This is a genomic window from Saccharothrix sp. NBAS 001 (genome assembly GCF_056640475.1).
This window is the reverse complement of sequence record NZ_CM153251.1, coordinates 1485203-1507245: the sequence shown is the minus strand read 5'-3', so window position 1 is coordinate 1507245 and position 22043 is coordinate 1485203. Positions and strand designations below refer to the sequence as shown.

Annotated in this window: 21 protein-coding genes and 1 pseudogene; 7 read left to right on the top strand and 15 right to left on the bottom strand. The window is 73.7% G+C overall.

The genetic code is table 11. The features are described 5' to 3' along the window. Nucleotides 1-3 precede the first annotated feature (3 nt). The 3 genes and pseudogenes from AC0HI0_RS06545 to AC0HI0_RS06535 all read right to left on the bottom strand — a co-directional run bounded on the left by AC0HI0_RS06545 (nucleotide 4) and on the right by AC0HI0_RS06535 (nucleotide 2295). Nucleotides 4-1104, bottom strand: a complete 1101-nt coding sequence (locus tag AC0HI0_RS06545) for a flavin monoamine oxidase family protein (protein WP_480931347.1) — start codon at nucleotides 1102-1104, stop codon at nucleotides 4-6. Nucleotides 1105-1252: 148 nt separating this feature from the next. Then, nucleotides 1253-1432 (bottom strand): annotated as a pseudogene (locus tag AC0HI0_RS06540) (amino acid oxidase); the annotation flags it as partial. A 347-nt stretch (nucleotides 1433-1779) separates the two neighbouring features. Further along, nucleotides 1780-2295, bottom strand: a complete 516-nt coding sequence (locus AC0HI0_RS06535; RefSeq protein WP_480931346.1) for a putative adhesin — start codon at nucleotides 2293-2295, stop codon at nucleotides 1780-1782. A 306-nt stretch (nucleotides 2296-2601) separates the two neighbouring features. Between AC0HI0_RS06535 and AC0HI0_RS06530 the strand changes: the two genes are divergently transcribed. Then, complete coding sequence (locus tag AC0HI0_RS06530; protein ID WP_480931345.1) at nucleotides 2602-3846, top strand: alpha/beta hydrolase family protein; 1245 nt, start codon at nucleotides 2602-2604, stop codon at nucleotides 3844-3846. A gap of 1 nt (nucleotide 3847) precedes the next feature. Here AC0HI0_RS06530 and AC0HI0_RS06525 read toward each other — a convergent pair whose 3' ends face one another. Both AC0HI0_RS06525 and AC0HI0_RS06520 read right to left on the bottom strand, forming a co-directional pair. Further along, nucleotides 3848-4768, bottom strand: coding sequence for an aminoglycoside phosphotransferase/kinase family protein (locus AC0HI0_RS06525; RefSeq protein WP_480931344.1), 921 nt, complete (start codon nucleotides 4766-4768; stop codon nucleotides 3848-3850). Nucleotides 4769-4797: 29 nt separating this feature from the next. Next, the gene (locus AC0HI0_RS06520) at nucleotides 4798-5355 is read right to left on the bottom strand and encodes a TetR/AcrR family transcriptional regulator (RefSeq protein ID WP_480931343.1); all 558 of its coding nucleotides are present in this window, start codon (nucleotides 5353-5355) and stop codon (nucleotides 4798-4800) included. Nucleotides 5356-5505: 150 nt separating this feature from the next. Here AC0HI0_RS06520 and AC0HI0_RS06515 point away from each other — a divergent pair, with 150 nt between their 5' ends. Together AC0HI0_RS06515 and AC0HI0_RS06510 are read left to right on the top strand one after the other, a co-directional pair. Continuing rightward, complete coding sequence (locus tag AC0HI0_RS06515; RefSeq protein ID WP_480931342.1) at nucleotides 5506-6345, top strand: alpha/beta fold hydrolase; 840 nt, start codon at nucleotides 5506-5508, stop codon at nucleotides 6343-6345. A gap of 472 nt (nucleotides 6346-6817) precedes the next feature. Further along, entirely contained in the window at nucleotides 6818-9424 is a 2607-nt protein-coding gene (locus tag AC0HI0_RS06510) for a glycoside hydrolase family 3 N-terminal domain-containing protein (protein ID WP_480931341.1), read from the top strand. A gap of 81 nt (nucleotides 9425-9505) precedes the next feature. On the opposite strand, the gene AC0HI0_RS06505 is transcribed toward AC0HI0_RS06510, so the two are convergent. From AC0HI0_RS06505 to AC0HI0_RS06490, 4 genes are all read right to left on the bottom strand, one after another. After that, nucleotides 9506-10366 carry a hypothetical protein gene (locus tag AC0HI0_RS06505; protein WP_480931340.1) on the bottom strand — a complete coding sequence of 287 codons (861 nt, stop codon included), beginning with the start codon at nucleotides 10364-10366 and terminating at the stop codon, nucleotides 9506-9508. A 209-nt stretch (nucleotides 10367-10575) separates the two neighbouring features. Further along, complete coding sequence (locus AC0HI0_RS06500; protein ID WP_480931339.1) at nucleotides 10576-11151, bottom strand: hypothetical protein; 576 nt, start codon at nucleotides 11149-11151, stop codon at nucleotides 10576-10578. A 384-nt stretch (nucleotides 11152-11535) separates the two neighbouring features. Beyond that, a complete protein-coding gene (locus tag AC0HI0_RS06495; protein ID WP_480931338.1) occupies nucleotides 11536-12018 on the bottom strand; it encodes a DinB family protein in 483 nt (160 codons plus the stop codon). A 25-nt stretch (nucleotides 12019-12043) separates the two neighbouring features. Next, nucleotides 12044-12670 (bottom strand): SAM-dependent methyltransferase, encoded by a 627-nt coding sequence (locus AC0HI0_RS06490; protein ID WP_480931337.1) that lies wholly within the window; start codon nucleotides 12668-12670, stop codon nucleotides 12044-12046. 89 nt (nucleotides 12671-12759) lie between these two features. On the opposite strand from AC0HI0_RS06490, the gene AC0HI0_RS06485 reads away from it, so the two are divergent. The 3 genes from AC0HI0_RS06485 (at nucleotide 12760) to AC0HI0_RS06475 (ending at nucleotide 15165) form a co-directional block, all read left to right on the top strand. Beyond that, on the top strand, nucleotides 12760-13350 hold the full coding sequence (locus tag AC0HI0_RS06485; protein ID WP_480931336.1) for a helix-turn-helix domain-containing protein: 591 nt from the start codon (nucleotides 12760-12762) through the stop codon (nucleotides 13348-13350). Nucleotides 13351-13495: 145 nt separating this feature from the next. Further along, nucleotides 13496-14212 carry a pentapeptide repeat-containing protein gene (locus tag AC0HI0_RS06480; protein ID WP_480931335.1) on the top strand — a complete coding sequence of 239 codons (717 nt, stop codon included), beginning with the start codon at nucleotides 13496-13498 and terminating at the stop codon, nucleotides 14210-14212. Beyond that, entirely contained in the window at nucleotides 14209-15165 is a 957-nt protein-coding gene (locus AC0HI0_RS06475) for a hypothetical protein (protein ID WP_480931334.1), read from the top strand. The genes AC0HI0_RS06480 and AC0HI0_RS06475 overlap by 4 nt, the downstream gene beginning before the upstream one ends. A 48-nt stretch (nucleotides 15166-15213) precedes the next feature. Here AC0HI0_RS06475 and AC0HI0_RS06470 read toward each other — a convergent pair whose 3' ends face one another. Beyond that, nucleotides 15214-16068, bottom strand: coding sequence for a DUF4253 domain-containing protein (locus tag AC0HI0_RS06470; RefSeq protein ID WP_480931333.1), 855 nt, complete (start codon nucleotides 16066-16068; stop codon nucleotides 15214-15216). 151 nt (nucleotides 16069-16219) lie between these two features. Between AC0HI0_RS06470 and AC0HI0_RS06465 the strand changes: the two genes are divergently transcribed. Continuing rightward, the gene (locus AC0HI0_RS06465; RefSeq protein ID WP_480931332.1) at nucleotides 16220-16666 is read left to right on the top strand and encodes a GNAT family N-acetyltransferase; all 447 of its coding nucleotides are present in this window, start codon (nucleotides 16220-16222) and stop codon (nucleotides 16664-16666) included. A 9-nt stretch (nucleotides 16667-16675) separates the two neighbouring features. Here AC0HI0_RS06465 and AC0HI0_RS06460 read toward each other — a convergent pair whose 3' ends face one another. The 5 genes from AC0HI0_RS06460 to AC0HI0_RS06440 are packed head-to-tail and all read right to left on the bottom strand — an operon-like array spanning nucleotide 16676 to nucleotide 22034. Continuing rightward, a complete protein-coding gene (locus AC0HI0_RS06460; RefSeq protein WP_480931331.1) occupies nucleotides 16676-18481 on the bottom strand; it encodes a 2-oxo-4-hydroxy-4-carboxy-5-ureidoimidazoline decarboxylase in 1806 nt (601 codons plus the stop codon). 47 nt (nucleotides 18482-18528) lie between these two features. Further along, the gene (locus tag AC0HI0_RS06455) at nucleotides 18529-19284 is read right to left on the bottom strand and encodes an ABC transporter permease (protein ID WP_480931330.1); all 756 of its coding nucleotides are present in this window, start codon (nucleotides 19282-19284) and stop codon (nucleotides 18529-18531) included. 13 nt (nucleotides 19285-19297) lie between these two features. After that, a complete protein-coding gene (locus AC0HI0_RS06450; protein ID WP_480931329.1) occupies nucleotides 19298-20044 on the bottom strand; it encodes an ABC transporter permease in 747 nt (248 codons plus the stop codon). Beyond that, on the bottom strand, nucleotides 20041-20946 hold the full coding sequence (locus AC0HI0_RS06445) for an ABC transporter ATP-binding protein (protein ID WP_480931328.1): 906 nt from the start codon (nucleotides 20944-20946) through the stop codon (nucleotides 20041-20043). The genes AC0HI0_RS06450 and AC0HI0_RS06445 overlap by 4 nt, the downstream gene beginning before the upstream one ends. Next, nucleotides 20943-22034, bottom strand: coding sequence for an ABC transporter substrate-binding protein (locus tag AC0HI0_RS06440; RefSeq protein WP_480931327.1), 1092 nt, complete (start codon nucleotides 22032-22034; stop codon nucleotides 20943-20945). The genes AC0HI0_RS06445 and AC0HI0_RS06440 overlap by 4 nt, the downstream gene beginning before the upstream one ends. Nucleotides 22035-22043: the final 9 nt, after the last annotated feature.

Here is a 22043-nt window from a genome sequence, read left to right as displayed (position 1 = left end):
CCCTCAGCCGGCCGCGACGCGCCCGTGGATGCCGGTGACGGCCGCGCGGGCGGACAGGAACGCGCCGTCCTGCCACGACCACCAGTGGCTGAGCCAGTCGCCGGCGAAGTGGACCCGGCCGACCGGGCGGGTGAGCAGCCGGTACTCGGGCGCTTCCCGGGACGGCCAGGTCACCCACGCGCCCTCGGCCGGCGGGGTCCGCGACCACGCCACCGAGAACGCCGCCCGCACGTCGCGCCGGTAGACCTCGCCGTAGATCTTCGCGCCCTGCTCCAGCGCGTGCCGGACGCGCTCGTCCGGCGTCAGGCCGTCGTAGTGGGTGGCCTGCTCCTCGAAGTTGTAGTAGCCCACGACGACGCCGCGTTCGCTGTGCGCCCCGGAGGAGGGGAACCAGATCTGGTAGGGGTCCAGGTCGGTGCGGGTGATCCCGCCGTAGAGCCGCAGGTCCTGCTCCCACCAGCGGCGGCCGTACTCCAGGCCCAGCTTGCCTACCGGGGCCGGCTTCGGGGTGGCCGGCGCGGCGGTGACCTCCGGGCCGAGGTTGTGCGGGATGCGGGCCAGGACGTGCGGGGGCAGGGCGGCCACGCAGAAGTCGCCCCGGACGGCCCGCAGCACGCCGTACGGGTCGCGGTAGCCGACCTCGACCCCGTCGTCCCCGCCGGTGATCGACCGGACCTCGGAGCGCAGCCGGATCCGGGACCGCCCGACGGCGTCCGCGAGCGCCGCCGGGATCCGGTCGGTGCCGCCGACGACCTGGAACATCATCATCGCGTACTCGAACTCCAGCTCGAAGGCGACGCTCCGGTTGAGGTTGCGGGAGAACACCCGGGACAGCGCCTCCGGCGGCCCGAGCGGCGTCCCCGCCTCGGTGCCCGCGCCGGGCGGCACCGCGTAGCCGCGCCTGCTGCCGCCCCGGTAGGCGAACCCGTCGGCCCGGCCGCCGATGTCGCCGAAGGGCTCCAGGAACGCCGGCAGCCGCTCCCGGTCCTGCGCCGTCAGCTCGTCGTCCAGCGCGCCCCGGTCGGTGGCCTTGGCGAGCAGTTCGGCGAGGTAGCCGAACGCGTCGGCCCTGGCCTCCCGCACGGTGACCGGGCGCGGGTCCACCGTCGAGTCGTGCAGGTGCGCGTTGGCGTTCTGGTTGGGCGTTGAAGTACTGCCCCGACGAGAACCCGGCCGTCTGCTCGTGCCCGTCGAGGTCGCGCAGGCGGTCCCCGCCGCGCACCGTCCAGACCCGGCCGCCCACCCGCTGCCCGGCCTCCAGGACCACGCAGTCGTACCCGGCCTTGCCCAGTTCGTAGGCCGTGGCCGGCCCGGCGATCCCGACGCCCAGCACGACGACCCGGCGACCGCGCTCCGCCGGGTCGAGGTCGGCCGCGCGGGGCGGGACGTACGGCGTGGCACCGGCCTCGGGCGCCGGCCCGAGCGCGCCCATCGTGTGGAACAGCGCCCCCGCGCCACCGCCCGCGCCGACGGCCTCCGGGAATCGCCGCCGTGTCAAAGCGGACATCTGCCCTCCCTGTGTCGGATGCCTCGGCCGGGCAACGGTTTTCGAGCCGGCTGTGCGCCGCGCGGGGCGGCCTCGGCAGACCTGCGGAACACCAGGATCCGACCACCGCGGACGGTCACCGTCGACGGCCGGAAGCGGCGCTCGCGCGGTCGGCCACCGGCACTGCCCGGACGGGCTACTCCGGTCAGGTCGGGCACGCGGACCACCCTGCACGACGAACGGGACTTCCGCCCGCCGAGGTCGGCGGCGGGCGGAAGTCCCGTGGCGGGCCGTCACTTCAGCCGGACGTAGTAACCCTTGTAAGGGAACAGGTCGGTGAAGTCGCGGTGATCGGAGTAGCCGCTGCTGCAACACGCGTAGTGGACCGTCGAGTGCCCGCTCGCCTTCGCGTTGTCCACCAGCACCCGCAACGTCGTGGGGGTGTCCACGGTGATCGGGGTGCCTCGGACGGTGAGCCGGTCCGGCGGGCGCACGGTGTAGTTGATCACCGACTTGCCCTCGGCGAACGACCACGGGTAGCCGGCGGGCATCGCCTGGATCCGGTCCGAGTCCACCTGCTTGAGCTCCAGCAGCGAGGCCGCCGGCGGCGTCCCGGTCTCGATCAGGTTGGCCACCGCGTTGTCCAGGTACGCGCCCGCCGGCGCGTACATCACCACGGTGATCCCAACGGGCACGACGAACGTCCCGGACTTCTTGCGCCGCTCGGTCGGGTGGGCGTCGAGCAAGTCCTCGGTGAACCTGCCGTGTCCGCTGATCACCGCGCCGAACCGGGCACTCGGAGATGACATGTCGGGTTTCCTCTGGTCGAGGGGCGGAGGTCGCGCCGCAGCGCTCCTCATCCTCACGTGGCCCACCCGCCCCGGGGACCGGTCGCGGGGGCAGCGCGAGGGGGCCGGGCCGCCGCCCGAACGTGCGGACGGCGAGGTCGGCGGGGCGCGCCGGACCCTCCACTGTGGACCGGACGGGCCGGACCCGGCGCGGGCGACGACTTTCGTCGCGGCTTTGGATGTACCCCGATCCGGTCCACGGGGTGACGCGGGGGCGGTCCGTTCACCACCAGCATGGGCGCCAGTCGGATGAAAGGGGAGCTTCGGATGTCGACTCTGATGAGGCGGATGCCCGCGGTGGTGGTCGGATTGGCCGCGGCCGCCGCGCTGTCCGCCGGGCCCGCGCAGGCCGCCGGCGACGAGGTCGCCAGGATTTCACTGCCCCCGGTCACCGGGAGGTACCAGGTCGGGACGACCGACCTGCACCTTCTCGACCGGACGCGGCCGGATCCCTGGCAGGCCGGGCGCGAGCGGGAACTGATGGCCACCGTCACCTACCCGGCCGCCGGGCACGGCGGGACGCGGGCGGCGTGGATGTCGCCGGGGTTCGCGCGGTTCGCCGAGCAGACCTTCACCCCGGCGCTGGGCAGACCTCCGGGTTCGGTGGACTGGGAGTGGACGCGGCGGCCCGCGCGGGAACTCGCCGCCGTGGACCGGTCGCGCGGGAGGTGGCCGGTCGTGGTGTTCTCGCACGGTTTCGGGTCGGCCCGGGAGCTGGGCACCGCGCTGACCGACGACCTCGCCGGTCGCGGGTACGTCGTCGTCTCGATCTCGCACCCCGGTGACGCCTCGGCGGTCGCCTTCCCGGACGGGCGGCTGGTCACGACGTCGGTCGACCCCGGGGACCCGGTGGCGATGAAGACCGCCATCGACACCAGGGTGGCGGACGCGCGGTTCGTGCTGGACGCGGTGACCGGGCTGGACCGGGGCGTGAACCCGGACGTGGAGGGCGACCCGCTGCCGCGCGGGATCACCGGGTCGCTGGACCTGACCCGGGTCGGCGTGTTCGGCCACTCGTACGGCGGTTTCGCGGCGGCCGAGACGATGTACCACGACCAGCGCTTCGACGCCGGGATCAACCTCGACGGCGGTCTGGCGGTGGGTGGTACCGGCGAACCGGGCGAGAGCGCCAAGCACGGCGTGCAACGGCCGTTCCTGCTCGTCGGCACGGACACCCTCGACCCGGCGACGGGCCAGATGGTGGAGCACTCCACCCACGTGACCAACCCGTCGTGGAAGTTGTTCTGGGCCAACCAGCAGGGCTGGAAGCGGGACCTGCACTTCGACGGCGCGGCGCACAACAGCCTCTCCGACTTCCAGGTGCCCGAGGCCTCCGCGCTCATCCCGGAGCCCACGCGCACCGCCCTGCTGGGCACGATCGACCCGGCGCGGTCGGTGCGCGCGCAACGGGACTACGTCGCGGCGTTCTTCGACCTGCACCTGAAGGGCCGGGACCGGCACATGTTCGACCACGACGACCCGCGCCACCCGGACACCCGACTGGTCCCCTGAGTCAGGCTCCCGCCCGGCGCAGGCGTTCGGCCGCCTGCTCGCGCAACGCGGTGCCGGTCACCGGGTGATCGCCGTGCAGCGCTTCCCAGCGGGCGTTGTGGGCGGCCGGCCACAACCCGGCCGCCCACGCGACCTGCCACTCCCGCGCGGTGAACCGGCGTCCAGGGACGTCCTGGTAGGCCGGCAGGAACGCCTCGGAACCGGCGACCGGTGCCGGCGTGGGCGTGCGGGTTCCGGCGAACGACCCGCTCGCCGCTCCCGCCGGCGCCGCCTCCGGCTGCCACGCGAGGCTGTCCCAGTCGTGCACGGCCCAGATCTCCCGGCCGTGCCGGCGCAGGTTCTGCGCCTCGAAGTCGCCGTGGCCCAGCACGGGCGGCAGGTCGGCGGCCGGCAGCCGGCCGCGCGCGCGGCGAGCAGTCTCCCTTCCGTGGCCGGGCACCGCGCTTTGGTCCCGCTCGTCGAGGAAGCCGATCGCCCGCCACAGCCACGGATCCGCGTGGTCCCACCGCACCCAGCGCGGGTTGGGCAGCGGCGGCGGGACGGCCACGTCCGCCAGTCCGGCCATCAGCCGGGCGAACACCTCCGCATAGCGCACGGCCACCTCCGGCGAGTCCCCGCGCAGCACCTCGCCGCCGGGCCGCAACTCCTCGGCGTGCACGGCCGACGAGCCCACGGCGACCGCCGGCGTGAGCGGCCGGGCACAGGGGAAACCGCGCGCCGCCAACCGTTCCCGCGCCGCGACGCACGCCCCGGCGCGCCCCTCGTCGGGACGCTCCTTGACCACGACGTCGGTGCTTCCGGTCAGCCGGAGGCCGAACACCCGGGACATCTGCCGCACCTCGGACAGCACCTCGACGGGTTCGCCGCCCAGGTGGTCCAGGCACCAGCCGGGCAGCCGGCCCGGCAGATCGCCCAACGGCACACCCGGCACCTTGCCACGCGGGCCGGCGATCAGCCGAGCAGCAGGGCCGGGAGCCGGGACAGGGCGCGCCGGAACGGGCCGCTGTCGCCGAACAGGCGGCCGTGCACCAGGCCGCCCTCCATCAGCGCGAACGCGTCCTCGGCGGCCGGTCGCGCGGTGTCGGCCGCACGGCCGCCCCGGCGGGCCGCGTCGGCCATGGTCGAGATCCACACCTCGGCGACCTCGGCCGCCCGCCGCCGCACCGCCTCCGGGACGCCGCCGAGCGACATGCTGTCCATCACGCACGACAGCAGCCCGCCGCCGTAGAGCCCGCCGATCAGCTCCGCCGACCGGGTGATCCCGGCACGCACGTCCGGGTCGTCGCGCATGGGCCGCAACGCCTCGGCGAACAGCCGTTCCACCCGTTCCAGCACCGCCTCGGCCATCTGCACCTTGCCGTCCGGGAAGCGGTGGTAGAGGCTCGCCCGGCGCAGTCCCGAAGCCTCGGACAACGCGCCCAGCGACGCGCCTTCGTAGCCGGCCGTGCGGAACACCTCGGCCAGCCGGTCGCTCAGGTCGTCGTCGCGGACGGACGGGGAACGGGCCATCCCCCATCAATACCGAACGTACGGTCAAGACGCAAGGGTCGCCCCCGACCGGGTGGTGTCCGCTCCGCCACGTTGCTTTACCGATCGTTCGGTAATAGCGTCGGCGCTGTCCCGGACCGACCCGGGACGAACACCCCGAGAGGACCCGAGATGCCGTACATCACCGTGGGCCGCGAGAACAGCGCCGACATCAAGCTGCACTACACGGACCGGGGCACCGGCCGGCCCGTGGTGCTCATCCACGGCTACCCGCTCTCCGGCGCGTCGTGGGAGAAGCAGGAGCAGGCGCTGCTGGACGCCGGCCACCGCGTGATCACCTACGACCGGCGGGGCTTCGGCAAGTCCGACCAGCCGAGCACCGGCTACGACTACGACACCTTCGCCGACGACCTGGAGCAGGTGCTCAAGGCGCTGGACCTGACCGGCGTCACCCTGGTCGGCTTCTCCATGGGCACCGGCGAGGTGGGCCGCTACCTCGCCCGCCACGGTGCCGCCCGGGTCGCCAAGGCCGCGTTCCTGGCCTCGCTGGAGCCGTTCCTGCTCAAGACCGAGGACAACCCGACCGGCGTCGACGGCAGCGTGTTCGAGGGCATCGAGGCCGCCGCCAAGAGCGACCGCTACGCCTGGTTCGACCAGTTCTACCAGGACTTCTACAACCTCGACGAGAACCTGGGCAGCCGGATCAGCGAGGCCGCCGTGCGCACCAGCTACGCCGTCGCGGCCGGTGCGGGGGCCAAGGCTTCCTGGGCCGTGGTGTCGAGCTGGCTGACCGACTTCCGCGACGACGTGGCCAAGGTCGCCGAGACCGGCGTGCCGGCGTTGATCGTGCACGGCACCGCCGACCGCATCCTGCCGATCGACGCGGCCGGCCGCGAGTTCGCCAAGCGCCTGCCCGCCGCCGAGTACGTCGAGATCGAGGGCGCGCCGCACGGGTTCCTGTGGACCCACGGCGACGAGATCTCCGAGCTGCTGGTGCGCTTCCTCGCCTGACGCGCCGCGGTGTCGAGCCCGGTCCCGGGGCTCGACGCGCAGCCGTGGACGTCCCGGGTCACGACCCCCCACCGGGCCGGCTCTGCGGAGCCGGCCCGGTGGGGGTCGTCGTGCTGTCCGGCAAGCCCGCCGACGACACCCGTTCCGCGCAGGTCCGTGCGGACCACCGGCCGGCGCGCGGGACCGAAGGTTCGCCCGGCGGCCGGCCGCCGGGGTTCGACCACGACGTCGTCCGCCGGCAAGCACCGGACCGGGCACGGGATCGGCCTGATCAGCCGGCGGACCGCCGTTCGCGGCGGCCTCTCCGAGGCCCGGGAAACCGTTGCCGACCGGGGATTTCTGCTACTTCGGTGGTGACGCCGTTCGTCCTAACACCTGCGAGGGAACGGCTTGAGCCGATCTTGACCGGGGCCGCGCGGACTGGTGAGGATCTGTGGCCCATGCCGCCGCATGTCGAGGAACGGACTTGCCGATGTCACGCAGACACCTGGGTGCCGTGCTCGCCGCGGTGCTCGTCGCCGGCCTCGCCCACAGCGGCGCCCGAGCCGCCCCGGAGCAACCGGTGGTGGGCGAGCCGCGCACCGGGAACGGGTGCGCCCGGATCGAGAAGTCGTTGCCCGCCTTGGCCGACTGGCCGCACGTGCGCAGCCGGGTCGAGTCGGGCGCGGGCGACGAGCGGAGGATCCGCAAGATCCTCGGCTCGATGACGTTGGCCGAGAAGGTCGGCCAGATGACCCAGCCCGAGATCGCCGCGATCACGCCCGACGAGGTGCGCGCGTACGGCATCGGCTCGGTCCTCAACGGCGCGGGTTCCTGGCCGGGCCAGGACAAGCGCGCCGCGCCCGGGGCGTGGCTCGACCTCGCCGACGCGTACTGGGACGCGTCGACGGGATCGCGCACCCGCGTGCCGCTGATCTGGGGCACCACGGCGGTGCACGGCAACAACAACGCTTACGGCGCGACGATCTTCCCGCACAACATCGGCCTGGGCGCGGCACACGACCCGTGCCTGGTCCGCGACATCGGCGAGGCCACCGCGACGCAGATCCGGGCCACGGGCCAGGACTGGACGTACGCGCCCGTGTTGAGCGTTCCGCAGGACGACCGCTGGGGCCGCACCTACGAGGGCTACTCCGAGGACCCCCGGATCACCCGCGCGTACGGTTACGAGGCCGTGCGCGGACTCCAGGGCCCGGACCGGCGGCGGGTGGACGTGCTGGCCACCGCCAAGCACTTCCTCGGTGACGGCGGCACGTCGCGCGGCCGGGACCAGGGCGTGAACCCCTCCCCCGTCGCCGAGATGGTCAACACGCACGCCCAGGGCTTCTACGGCGCGCTGGCGGCGGGCGCGCAGACGGTGATGGTGTCGTTCAGCGGCTGGACCAACCCGGACCTCGGCATCGGCGAGGGCAAGCTGCACGGCAGCAGGCCGGTGATCACCGACGTGCTCAAGGGCAGGCTGGGTTTCGACGGCCTGGTGGTGACCGAGTGGAACGGCATCGGCCAGGTCCCCGGGTGCTCGAACTACTCGTGCCCGCAGGCGATCAACGCGGGCATCGACGTGGTGGTGGTCCCGACGGACTGGAAGGAGTTCATCGCCAACACGGTCGCCCAGGTCGAGAGCGGGCAGATCCCGTTGGCGCGCATCGACGACGCGGTGACCCGGATCCTGCGCGTCAAGCTGCGCGCGGGCGTGCTGGACGGCGGGAAGCCCTCCGCGCGCGCCGACGCCGGGTCGGCGAAAGCCCTGGCAGCGCGCGAACTGGCCCGTGCCGCCGTGCGCGGGTCGCAGGTCCTGCTGAAGAACGACGGTGGTGTGCTGCCGTTGCGCCCGCGTTCGAGGGTGTTGGTGGTCGGCAAGAGCGCGGACAGCCTCCAGAACCAGACCGGCGGGTGGACGTTCTCCTGGCAGGGCACCGGGAACGCGAACGCGGACTTCCCGCTCGGCACCACCGTGCTCGGCGGGCTGCGCGAGGCGTTGGGCGCGCGGAACGTGGTGTTCAGCGAAACCGGCGACGTGGACCCGGCCGGGTTCGACGCCGTGGTCGCGGTGCTCGGCGAGACCCCGTACGCGGAGGGGATCGGCGACCTCGGCCGGCGCACCCTGGAGGCGGCGCGGCTCTACCCGCAGGACTTGGCCGTGCTGGACAAGGTCCGCGGTCGCGGCGCGCCGGTCGTGACGGTGTACCTGTCCGGTCGGCCGTTGCACGTCAACAAGGAGCTGAACCGGTCCGACGCGTTCGTGGCGTCGTGGCTGCCCGGCACCGAAGGCGGTGGCATCGCGGACCTGTTGGTGCGCGGGCGTTACACGTACCCGGGCTTCACCGGCACGCTGTCGTACTCGTGGCCGCGCAGCGCGTGCCAGACCCCGCTGAACCCCGGCCGGCCGGGGTACGACCCGTTGTTCAAGCCGGGTTACGGCCTGAAGTCGTGGCAGCGCGGCACCATCGGGCAGTTGGACGAGACCTCGCCCGGGGCGTGGTGCGACGACGACGACGGCGGCACCGCGACCGAGGACCTGCGGCTGTTCGCGGGGGGCAAGGACATCGCGCCGCATCGCGGCTACCTGTCGTCACCGGACAACTGGGACGGCACCGAGATCGGCCCGGACGGCACCGCCGCGCACAGCACGATCTCGGTGGCACCGGGGGAGGTCGACGCTCCGGGTGACGCGCTGCGGGCGACGTGGACGGGCACCGGGCCGGGCCAGCTCTACTTCGCGAACCCGGCCGGCGGCGCGGACCTGCGCGGGTACGTCAACGCGGACGCCGCCCTGGTGTTCGACGTGGTCGTGCACCGACCGCCGACCGGCCGCACGGCGTTGAGCGCGCACTGCGGGTGGCCGTGCCTGGCGGAGGTCGACGCCACCAGGGTGTTCGCGGGCCTGCCGGTGGGCCGCAAGTCGACCGTCAAGGTCCCGGTCTCGTGCCTGGCGGAGGCGGGCCTGGACGCGGAGAAGGTCAACATCCCGTTCCTGGTCTTCGCCGACAGCCCGTTCGAGGCTTCGTTCGCGAACGTCCGCTGGGTGCCGCGGGCGGCCCACGACCCGGACGCGAAGACCTGCGCGGACCTCACCTGACCTCCGGGGGCGGGGCCTCCCCGACAGGGCTCCGCCCCCGGACCCTTCACACTCCACTGTGGACGGACCACCGCCCGGCGGTCACGACGTGCGGCCGTCGGCCAGGTCCTCCAGACCCCGCCGGTCGAGCAGGTCGAGGCGTTGGCCGTCCTCGGTGCGCTTGACCAGGCCCTTGCGCTCCAGGTGGCCCATCGCCTTGCGGAGCCGCTCGGTGGCCAGCGAACCCTTGCCCTTGGCCGCGAACTCGGTCTTCTGCCCGACGTCCAAGGTGGGCGCGACCGTCTTCTTCCACACGCCCAGCAGCGCGGAGCGCGGGACCGACGGCGCGCCGCCCGCGACGTCGAGGACGATCCCGGCCAGCACGCGCCCGAGGTCGTCCTGCCGGGTCGCGTGGCGGTTGACCAGTTCTTCCACCGACGTGCGCCCGTCACCCTCGGACGTGCCCGGCACGTCGAGCGCGCCCAGCCGCGCCCACAGCGCCTGGTCGGCCGCCGTGGGTTCGTAGCCGGCGTCGAGCACCGCGGCCCGGTGGGCGTCGATGGCCGAACCCAGGGCGAGCACCAGGTCCGTCAGCTCGTCGCGCACGTCGTCGCCGCGCAGCCGGCGGGCGGCCTGCGCGATCTGGCGGTGGTGCTCGCGCAGCAGCGTCTCGAAGTGGGCGGTCTTCGAGGCTTTGGTGGCGTCCTCGGCGGCGTCGCGCTGGTACTCGGTCTGGCTGATCTCGCCGGAGAGGGCCTTCGCCCGCGCGGTGGCGCGCTCGGCCGTGCGGTGGGTGCGCGCCACCGAGATCCGGTCGAGCATCGCCCGCAGGATCCGGTCGGTCTGCTCGACGTAGGCGTCGGTGGCCAGCAGCCGCCACGCCTCCGCGTCGCGGTTGCGCAGCGCGCCGTTGACGTAGTGGTAGGCGGCCGAGTCGTCGTCGGGCCCGTAAGGCAGCGTCACGTGTCCATCCTCGGTAGTGGGCGTGTGGACCCCCGCGTGGACAACAGGGCCGGGCACAAGGGTGCCTGGACTGCCTCGGACGTGCCGCGCGGGGTGGTCTACGCGAGGCCGCGCACCAGGTGGTACGGCGGCGGCTCCACCCACTTCGGACGGTGACCGCTCACGGCGGTGCGCGGGGAGCGCCCGGTTTCGGACGCTCCCCGCGTGGATCAGCTGTCGAACGCGACCCCGGCACCGTAGTTGCACATGGTCGGTGCCATGACCTCCTGAGGGCTGCCCCAGCCGGCGCACTGGTAGCTGGAGTGGCCGTACCAGTCGTGCCCGAACTCGTGGGCGGCCAGCAGGGCGTCGTCGTTCACCCCGCCCATGTAGAGGGCGATCCGCTGGCCCTGGCCCCAGTTGCAGCCGACGATCCGACCGCCGCCACCGCAGTCGGTGATGTAGCCGTTGCGGCACTCCACCGGGGTGCCGTTGGCGCTCTCGGTCAGCCCGTTCCACGCCCGCGCGCCCTGGCGGATGGCCGACGCGTACGGGGAGCAGGAGCTGAGGATCCGGTAGGTCCGCGCGCTCGGCACGGGCCACCCGGCCGCCGGGGCCGCCTTCAGCAGACCGGCCGGGGCTTGTGCGACCTCGACCGCGCTGGTCGCGTGGCCTTCCGCAGCGGAATGACCGTGGCCGTCCACGGCCGCGTGGCCGTCCACGGCGAACGAGCCCTGGGAGTTCGGGGCGACGAGGACGGCCAGCACCAGGGCCAGCAGGGCAGGTGCCAAGAACAACTTCTTCACGTTGCTCTTCCTTTCATTGCAGGGTCCCGACGCGTTGCAGGGCACGCCGGGCGCATTCGAAGCTAGCGAATTGACCAGACCCCGCTCAACCGTCGGCAACCCCGCCCCGCTGCGCGTAAAATGATCAGAACAACACCATGACCAGCAGGTATGTCACACACAGCGATGGTTCCCGATTACCGTGGGTGTTAATTTAACAAGCCGGACAGCGGATCGCACACCGACGTGAATAGGCATCGGACGATTTTCAACCCGTAGTCCGGCCGATATCTGTAGGTATGGTCGGGCGTTGCGATAGGTACACCCGTTCGAGCGAATACGTCGACGCGATCGCCTGGCTCCGGGCGATCTCCGGGCCGTGCCCGGCCGGTGGGGACGCCGGCCTCAGCGGCCGGTGCTGCCGTCGATCTGCTCCCGGAGGATGTCGGCGTGGCCGGCGTGGCGGCCGGTCTCCTCGATCAGGTGGACCAGGGCCCAGCGCGCGCTGGGAGCGGGACGGGTCGACCGGGGGCGCGGGATCGGGGCGCCGAGGTCGGTGCACGTGTCGAGGACGTCGTTGGCCCGGTCGACGGCCTCGCGGTAGCGGGCGACGACATCGGCCGCGGTGTCCGCCGGCGCGGCGTGGAACGTCGCCGGCCAGTCGGCGACCTCGTCGCCCAGGAACGTCGCGCGCTCCACGGACGTCAGGTGGTTGAGCAGGCCGAGCAGGTTCGTGCCGGACGGCACGCCGGGCGTCCGGACCCCGGGCTCGGGCGCGCCGTCGACCTTCGCGGCGATCGAGGTCCGCAGGTAGTCGAGGAAACCGCGCAGGGTCTCGGTCTCGCCGCTGCCGGTGCGGGGCGGCGGGGTGTCGCGGCGGCGGGGCATGGCGTTCTCCTTCGTCGGGGAGCGGTCAGGCGGTGCGGCGGACGAGCAGGACGTGGTCGGTGACCTCGGCCGGCTGCCGGGCGGGGCCGGTCGCGGTCCGGCGGAGCGCTTCGGCCCGTTCCACCACCCACGTCGCCGGGTCCAGGTCGAGGCTCGCGGCGACCTCGTGCGGTGTCGGGTACCGGGCGTCGGGGTCCTGGTTCCAGGTCCACGGCGCGGTCGAGCCGTGGTCGACCACCAGCAGCAGACCTCCGGGGCGCAGCGCGTGCGCGGCCGCGCGCAGGGCCGCCGACCGGTCCAGGTCGAACGCCGTGTGCAGGTAGTGGGCGCAGACCAGGTCGAACCGACCCCGCGGGAACGATCCGCCCAGGTCGTGCTGCTCGGCCCGGACCCGGTCGCCCAGGCCGTGCGACCGGGCGGTCGCGGCGAGCCGGTCGACCGCCACGGCCGAGAGGTCGACGGCGGTGACGCGCCACCCCCGGCGGGCGAGCCACAGCGCGTCGCCGCCGTCGCCGCAGCCGAGGTCCAGCACGTCGCCGGGCGGCAAGTCGGCGGCCACCTCGGTGAGGCGGTCGTTCGGGCCCGGGTCGCCGGTCGCCGGGCGGGAGGCGTAAACACCGTCCCAGAACGTGACCGCGTCGGCGGTGCTCATCGGGAACTCCTTCGGTCGGGATGCGGCCAGTTTCACCGGCCGCACTCCGATCCGGCACCAGTTCTTGCGGTTCTGGCAAGATGGGCGGCGTGGACCGCGCGACGGAGGACGTGCTCGGCACAGTCGGGCCGAGGTTGCGCGCGCTACGCCGGGAACGCGGCATCACCCTGGCGGACCTGGCGGCGTCGACCGGGGTGTCGGAGAGCACCCTGTCCCGGTTGGAGAGCGGGCGGCGCCGGGCGACCCTGGAACTGCTGCTGCCGCTGGCGCGCAGGTACGACGTCCCGCTGGACGACCTCGTCGGCGCGCCCCGGACCGGCGACCCCCGGATCCACCTGAAGCCGGTGCGGCGGTTCGGGATGGTGTTCATCCCGCTGTCCCGGCGGCCGGGCGGCACGCAGGCGTTCAAGATGATCATCCCGGCCCGGCCGCGACCGCTCGAACCGACGCCGCAGACCCACGAGGGCTTCGAGTGGCTCTACGTGCTCAACGGTCGTCTGCGGCTCGTGCACGGCGACCGCGACCTGACGCTGCCGCCCGGTGAGGCGGCCGAGTTCGACACGTCGGTGCCGCACTGGCTGGGCAGCGCCGACGGCGGCGCGGTCGAACTGCTCATCCTGTTCGGACCGCACGGGGTGCGCGCCCACGTGCGCGCCGATCCCGCGTCCTCACCGGACTGACCCGACCGGCCTCGGGCACCGCGTGTCACCCGGCCGCCGACCGGGTAACAGAGCCAGTGGTGCGGTCGACATACGGGTCACGTCGAGGTCCGTCCGGGGGAGGAGACTGGTGGCGCGTCGGAACAACCGCCGTGGGAAGCCGGTGGTGAAGCGGGTGTTGGACGCGTTGACCGGGCTCGTGGTCGTCGGCGTGGTCGCGGTCGGGACGATCGCCGTGTTCGCCGACAACGCGGCGTTGCTCGCGGTGCTGGACACCGGCACGTACCTGCGGGTGATCGGGCTCGCGGTCGGTCTCGGGCTGGCCCGGCTCCTGGTGGTGACCCCGGTGCGCGACAAGTGGGTGCGTGCCGGCGCGGTGGCGCTGACGGCGGCGGCCGTGGTGCTGAGCGCGACCGTCGTGCCCACGGTGGTCCGGGCGGTGCGCGCCCAGCAGGCCCCCGCCGCCACGGCCGCGCCGCAGAGCACGCCGCTGTCGGTCGAGTCGGGCGAGCTGAACCACGTCGCGCACCGCGACCAGGACCTGTCGCACTCGCGGGTCGTCCGGTCGGTCCTGGAGGACGTCGACTTCGGCGGCGCGCGCCTGCGGGAGAGCGATTTCCGCTACTCGACGTTCGTGGACGTCAACTTCGCGGGCGCGGACCTGTGCGCGGTCGACATCCGGGGTGCCGACCTCGAACGCGCGCTGCACCTGGACGAGGTGAAGAACTGGCGCTGGGTGTTCTTCGACGCCGAGACCAAGGTGCCGGCCACGATCAGCCTGCAACGGCTCGCGGGCCCGGTGGAGAGCACGACCGGCGAACTGCTCTACTCCTGCGCGCCGAACCAGACCCGCCAGATCACGGCCGACGGGCAGCGGCGGTGAACGCGCGCGGGAAGCGGACCCGGCGGAAGGTCACCCTGCCCGCCAAGCGGGCCGCGCGGGCGGCACCCGCGCCCAGGCGGTCGACGGTGCGGGACCGGTTGGTGCGCCTGGGTGTCACCGACCTGCTCGCCGCACTGGCCGCGCTCGCGCTGGTCGTCGGCGTGGTGGTGGTTCCGGCCGGTGACGGGCAGAAGCGGCTGCCGCTCCAGTTCCGGGTGGACCGCACGGCGCTGAGCGACCTGCCGGTCGTCGTGTCCGACCTGCGCTCGTGCGGCTGCTGGAGCGGACCGCGCGACCAGGCGGTCAAGAAGTTCAAGTTCGCGCTGGACAACCGGGGCGCGGGCCGGATCGCCATCGGCGGCGGCGAGGGGTCCTCGGTCCGGCTGCTGGTCGCCTACCCCGAGCAGTTCCGGCCGGCGGTCACGTTCCCGGACGAGTCGACCGTGGACGACAAGTACGTGTCGGTGCGCAACCCGCCGGACACCAGCGTGTGGCACGCCGGGACGTTCCGGTCCGCCGCCGTCTCGCGCATCGAGAACGGGCACGACCTGTTCGCCGTGCCGAGCGGGTTCGAGGTGTGGGCGCTCCCGCCGGTGCCGAACTACGTGGTCGAGCAGCAGGGCGAGAACCTGATGACCTTCGCGACGATCGTGGACCGGGACGAGCTGCTGCCGGGCGAGCAGTTCTCCGACGGCCGGCTCGGGCACGGCGCGTGGGTGTTCTTCATGCCCCTGCAACGCAAGTTCGTCGACGAGAACCTGCCGGTGTACGGGGGCATCTTCGTCGACGACCAGTCCCCGTGGCGGTCGCTGCCCAAGACGACGACGAAGGACACCGCCCCGTTCTTCCGGATCCTCGGCATCGGCGTGTTCACCCAGGACGGGTCCCCGAGGCTGGCGGGCTTCGCGCCCGCGCCGCCCGACGACGAGCTGGCGGACCCGGAGGACCTCTGAGCGCGAGGTCCGCCGGGTACCGCGACTACCGCCCGGACGCGCCGGCGGTCAGTCCCACCAGAACGTCCACGAGTGGTCGCCGACGAGCCGGTCCGCGTAGGACTGGAGCGTGTGCGGCTCGTCGTCCTGCCACACGTTGTCCGGGCACAGCGCGAAGTGCTCGGCGGCGACCGCCAGGGCCTCCTCGCGGGTGGTGGGCGGCGCGGCGACGGCGAGCAGGAGGGTGGCGAACCCGACCGCGACGACCCGCGCGCCGAAGCGCTCCTCCCAGCTGCGCAGCACCGCCGACAGCTCGGCGGTGTCGTCGGTGTAGTTCGCCGGGCCCATCCACCCGGCCGCCGTCACGGCGTCGGCGGCGCGGTCGGCGGCCACCAGCCCCAGGCGCACCGACGAGTGCCCGGCCAGGATGTGCTCGGCCAGGCCGTCGGCGATCGGACCGGGGTCCGAGGTCACCGGCCGGGCGGGGGCGAGCCCCGGCCACGCCCGGTACGGGGCCGTCACGGCGGCGCGCTCCTGCGGGGTCACCGCGTCGGCCGGGTCCTCGGCGGTGTGCTCGGCCCACCACCGCGCCAGCAGCCGGGCCGGGTCGTGCTCGGCGGGCGAGGACATCTCGCCGGGCGTCACCTCGCCGTTGCCCCAGGGGCGGTACTCCTCGTCCTCGTCGTCCAAGGCGTCCAGCAGCAGCGGCCACAGCCCCGACCGGGCGTGCTCGGCGCGCAGGCGGGCCCACAGACCTTCGGGCGCGGGCCCGTCGCTCAGCCAGAACGCGGGCCGGTCGCCGTCCTCCTCCTCCGAGGCGACCGGGCGACCGGGCGGCAGCGGGACCGACAGCGTGCGGCCCTCGTCGGCACCCCCGGCGAACAGCGTCCGGAGGTCGTCGGGCAACGGCGGCTCAGAGATCATGCCGCGGATCGTAGGCGTTGGGTACGACGCGCGGGCGCGTGTTCAGCGGGGTTTCCGCAGTCCGCCCGCGGACGTGTCCGCGGTCTTCGCCGGAGCCGCGGGTGATCGAAACGCGCCCGGGGTCGCGGCGGCGTAGGCCAGGATGGGGGCCATGGTGGAGATCAGCCTCCTGACAGGATCCGACCGCGCCGACTGGGAAGTGCTCGCCCGAGGCCACAACGGCCACTTCGGGACCGAGATCGCCGACGAGGGCTACGAGCAGACGTGGCAACGCCTGCTCTCCGGGCAGACGCGCGGGGCCGCCGCGTGGCTGGACGGCAGGATGGTCGGCATCGCGCACTACGTGTTCCACGCCGGTGTCTGGGGTGCCGGGAGGTGCTACCTGGCCGATCTGTTCGTGCCGCCGGACGTCCGGCGGCGAGGCGTCGCGACCGCGATGATCAGGTGGGTGGCGAAGGACGCCGAGGAGCACAGCGCCCCGCGCCTGTACTGGAACACGCTGGAGGACTCCCCCGCGCGCGCCCTGTACGACAAGGTGGCCAAGTCCCACGACGGGCTCGTCCTCTACACCTACCTGCGCACCACGAACCGGCGCTGAGGGGCGGCGTCATCGGGGCTCGGGCCGCGAGCCGGTCAACCGGCGCAGGCGCAGCCGGACGATCTCGGACAGCTCCGCGCGGACGACCCGGAGTTCGGCCTCCCCGGTGTTGGCCAGGCGGGCGGTCAGGTCCTCGATGACGCTCCGCCCGGTCCGGCCGTCGGCGGCGACCAGGTAGGTGAAGCCGAATCTGGCGCGGTAGCGGCGGTTCAGCCCGGACAGGGCGCGGGCCTGGTCCGGGGTGGCGGTCAACGACGACTGCTCGATCGTCGAGAACGCCGCCGCCAGGTCGCCGTCGCCGGTCTCGACGCCGATCTCCGGGTGCTTGTCGACCAGTTCCGCCACCGCCTCGTCGCCCAGCGCGGCCAGTTCCGCGTCGGCGGCGGCCAGCAGCGCGTCGAGGTCGCCGAACGGTCGCCGCGCGGCGACCCGGTCCGCCCAGCCCGCCCACGCGCAGCACGAGAGCAGCAGTTCGACCGCGCGCCGGTGCTCGACGGCGTCGAACCGCCGCAGGTCGAGCGGAACCGGCGTGCCGGTGGCCCGCAGGTCCGCCAGCGCGAGGCGGAAGACCGCGATCGCGGTCTCCGGTTCCAGCCAGCGCGGATAGGTCCGCACGGACGCGACCGCGCGGTCCAGGGCGGCCCGGAGGGCGGACGCCTCGTCCGGCAGCACCGGCTCCCCCAGCGACTCGCCGAGCGCGGTCGCCATGTCGTCGCTGGACAGGCTGTCCCACACCCAGCTCATCCCGCCGCCCACCACCCGGGGGGACAGGCAGGAGGCCGCCGGCGGGAACGCGTCCGTGCCCCGGCGGAGCACGGCCGTCACGTCCCGGGGCAGGTGCCGGAGGAAGGCGTACCGGCCCACCACCGGTTTCAACGGCGGGATGGCCACGCCGGACTCGGCCGCCACCGTCCGGGCCAGCGCGGTCAGCCGGGTCAGGTCGATCCCGGTCCGCACGCCGTAGAGCACCTCCAGCGCCGGCACGACCTCCTCCATCGCGGCGAACCCCGCCCGGTAGGAGACGCCGGCGGAGGCCACGTCCGGCGAGGCCCCGGCGGTGACGGCGGCGATGGTGCACGCCGCGGCGAGGCCGAAATCGTCGTGGGTGTGCATCGTCAGCGGTACCGGGACGTCGAGGCGCTCCCGGAACCGGCGGAGGAACACCTTCACCGCCTCCGGTCCCATGCTGCTCAACGAGTCCATCAGGTCCAGCCGCGACGCGCCCAGGGCGGCGGCGTGGTTCGCGGCGGCCACCAGCTCGTCGAAGTCGCGCAGGCCGACCTGCGCCAGGGTGATCGTCACCCCGACGCCCAGCCCCCGGGCCACGTCGAACAGCGCGGCCAGCTCGTCGCGCTGCCGGGCGCGGGCGTCGGCGTCCGGTGCCGGCACGATCCCGGGCGCGAGGGTGTGCGCGCCCAGGTCCACGAGGAGTTCGGCGGTCTCCCGCATCCCGACCGGCTGCGGGGTGCGCCCGTCGGTCAGCAGGGTGTCGGCGTAGACGTTGAGGGTGAACCCGAAGTCCCGCGCGCCGATGGTGCGCAGGAGTTCGAGCTGCCGGTCCACCGGTGCCCGGCCGCCGGCCCAGTCCACGTTCAGGCTCTCGTGCCGGACGCCCGCGAGCGCGAGTTCGTCGGCGATGCGCAGGAAACCGTCCATGGTGGTCAGCGATCCGGCGGTGAACAACGTCTTGCGCAGCGTGCTGTCGACGACCTCCACGGGGTCCGGCCAGTCGAACCCCTCGCGCGTGCTCGGGTCGACGTTGAAGGGGCTCACCACGAACCGGCCGTCCCGCTGCCACTCGCCGGCGTCGTCCATGCGTTCTCCAGGAAGGTTCAACGGGGGCAACGGGATCGGCGACGGGATCACCGGAGGCGGTCCAGGCCCCGGCGCTCCGCGCGGGTCGCGGCGACGAACGCCAGGACGGCGAGGACCGTCGCCACGACACCGGTCCCCCACGCCCTGGCGTACTGGGCGTAGGACACCGAGTCCACGAACAGGAAACCCAAGCCGCTCTTGCCGATCAGGAACTCGGCCAGCATCGCCGACAGGATCGTGCTCGGGGCCGCGATCCGCACGGCCACCAGGACGTTGGGCACCGCGCACGGCACGCACAGCCTGGTCAGCGACCGCCACTTCGACGCGCCCAGCACGGTGAACAGGTCCCTGGTCGCCGGGGTCGCGGACCGCAGGCCGGACCCGACCAGGCTGAACGCCGGGAAGAACGTCACGATCGCGGTGATCGCCACCACCGTGGGCTTGCCGGTGCCGAGCACGCCGATCATCACCGGCACGATCGCCACCACCGGGATCGACCGCATCAGCACGGCCGTGGGCGTGAGCACCGCCGTCAGGATCCGCGAGGCCCACACCGCGACCGCGAGCACGAACCCGAACGCCGTGCCCAGCACCAGTCCCGCGAGCGCCGTCCCGGTGGTCGTCAGCAACGCGCCCAGGTAGGCGCCGGGATTGCCGACCAGGTCCGCCAGGACGCGTTCGGGCAGCGGGGCGACCAGTTCGGTGTAGCCGTTGGCGCGGACCCAGATCCGCCAGCCGGCCACCAGCACGACCAGCGGCCACGTCAGTTCCGGGATCCGCAGCAGGAAGCGCAGCGCCTTCACCCGATCTCCCCTCTCACGTGAACCGGCGCACGGCCGCCCGGCGCGCGCCGGTCACCGCGCCGTACATGACCAGCGACAGCAGCGAGGTGCACACCGCGGCGGCCCAGAGCTGGGCCACCTGGTAGTTCTGCATGGAGCTGACCAGCAGCACGCCGACGCCGCGCGCGGCCCCGAACCACTCGCCGACCACCGCGCCGAGCAGGGCCGACGGCGCGGCCAGCGCCAGCCCGTCGAAGAACGCCGGCACCGACGCCGGGGCGGTCAGCCGGACCAGGGTCGCCACCCGCGACGCGCCGAGCACGCGGAACAGGTCGCGGGTGCTGTCCGCCGGGCGGGAGAACGCCGACGACATGGCGACGAACACCATGAACCCGGCGCCGAGCGCGGCGATCACCGCCGGCGCCCGCTCGCTGCCGACCGTGGTGATCAGGATCGGCCCGAGCGCGATCAGCGGCAGCGTGCTGAGCACGATGGCGGCCTGGTTCATCCCCGCCCGCAGCCACGGCACCAGCAGCCCGAACGCGGCGGCCGGCAGCCCGGCGAGGGTGCCCAGGGCCAAGCCGCCCAACGCCTCGCCGACCGTGGCGGCGACCGCCCGGCCGATGATCAGCCGCCCCGGCTCGCCCACGCCGTAGGCCACCACCTCGGTCAGCGGCGGCCAGATCGGACCGGCCAACCCGAGCCGCCCGACCAGTTCCAGGGCCGCCACCAGGATCGCGACGCCCAGCGCACCGACGCCGAGCCCGCGCGCCGCGATCATCGCGTCCCCGGCGGCTGCTCCGTGCCCGACTTCTCCCGACCCGCTTTCGCGTTCTCCGGTCGCCCGCTGTCCGGTCCTTCCGGGGAGGGGGCGTCGAGCAGGGCCGTCAGCCGGTCCACGGTCCGGTGGAACTCCGGTGTCCGGGTGAACTGCTCGTCGCGCGGCCGGGCCTGCGCCACGTGCTCGACGTGCGCGCACGACCCGGGGCGGCCGGTCATCACCACGATCCGGTCGGCCAGCAGCACGGCCTCGGGCACGTCGTGCGTCACCAGGACCGTGGTCGTGCGCCGGGCCGCCCACACGGCGGCGAGTTCGAGGTTGAGCCGCCGCCTGGTGACGGCGTCGAGCGCGCCGAACGGTTCGTCCAGCAGGAGCACGTCCGGGTCCAGCGCCATCGCCCGGGCGATCGAGATCCGCTGCCGCATCCCGCCGGAGAGCTGGCTCGGGCGGGCCGTGCCGAACCCCTCCAGCCCGACCGTGGCGAGCAGGTGGCGGACGCGCTCGCCGGGCACCGGGCGGCCGGCGAGCCGGAACGGCAGCGCGATGTTGTCCCACGCGGTCGCCCACGGCAGCAGGGCGGAGTCCTGGAAGCCCACGCCCATCCGGTGCTGCCCGATCAGCGCGGACGGCGGGCCGCCCTCCACCCGCACGGTGCCGGACGTCGGGGTCTCCAGTCCCGCGACCATCCGCAGCACCGTCGACTTGCCGCACCCCGAAGGCCCCAGGATCGCCACGAACTCGCCCCGGCCGACCGCGAGGTCGAAATTGTCCAAGGCGCGGAAGGACTTCCGCTTGCGGGCGAGCGTGAACTCCTTGGTCACGCCGGAGATCTCCACCGCCTGCGGCGGCACCGCCGCCTGGTCCCCCGCCCCCGCGTCCGCCGCCGGCCGACCGCGGCTCACGACCGGCCGCCGTTCTTCCGCGCGTCGGCCAGGATCGAGGTGTCCACGACCGCCGCCGGGTCGGGCAGCCGCTCCGCGCCGGCCAGCCGCAGCCACGGGTACATCTCGTCGCGCACGACGACCGGGTCGATCGCCAGCACGCCCTGCCGCTCGGTCAACGCGCTCCTGGTCAGCGGCACCTGCAACTGGTTCTGGCGGGTCTGCTGCTTCTCGTCGAGGCCGAGGTCCACGCCGTACTTGTCCATCACCAGCTTCACCGCCGCGCCCGGGTCCTCGGCGTTGTCCTGCCAGCCGCGCGCCGAGGCCCGCATGAACTTCACGACCTGGTCGCGCTTCTGCTGGACCAGCGACCGCCGGCAGCAGATCACGTTCGCGTAGGCCGGGCAGCCCAGTTCGCTGTAGGTCACCACCTCGTACCCCGAACCCCGGCCTAGCCCGAACTGCTCCTCCAGGATGATCGGCTGGTTGGTGGCGAAGCAGTTGTAGGCGTCGCCCTTGCCCTGCACCAGGGCGCCGGGGTCGAAACCGGTGGGGATGAACTCGAACTCGGGCGCCAGGCCGTTGGCCCGGTAGAGCCCGTTGAGCAGCGGCTGGGTGCCCTGCTGGCTCAGGATCCGCAGGCCCGGCAGGTCGGCGGCGGTCCGCACCGGCCGCTTGGCCAGCGAGAGCAGGGCGTTCGGGTCGGTCTGGAACTGCGCCCCGAGCAGCACCAGGTCGTTGCCCTGCCCGATCACCTCCAGGACCTGCCGCAGGTTCGGGTCGACGGTGAAGTCCACCGCGCCGGACGCGAGCTGCACGTGCGGCAGCGGGGTGTTGGCCCCGCCGCCCTTGAACACCACGTCCAGCCCCTCGTCGCGGTAGTAGCCCCGCTCGGCGGCCAGCCAGAACCCGGCGAAGCCCACGTCGGTGACCCAGCCGAGGGCGACCCGGAACGCGGTCGCGCCGCCGCTCCCGTCGCCGCAGGCGCCCAGCGCGCCCCCGGCACCCAGCAGCATCCCCCCGGCGGCCAGCGCCTTGAGGAAGCCCCGGCGCGAGGGCGCGCCCGGGGTCGAGCGGGACGATCCGCTGCTTTCCCTGAGTTCGTACACGGTTCACGC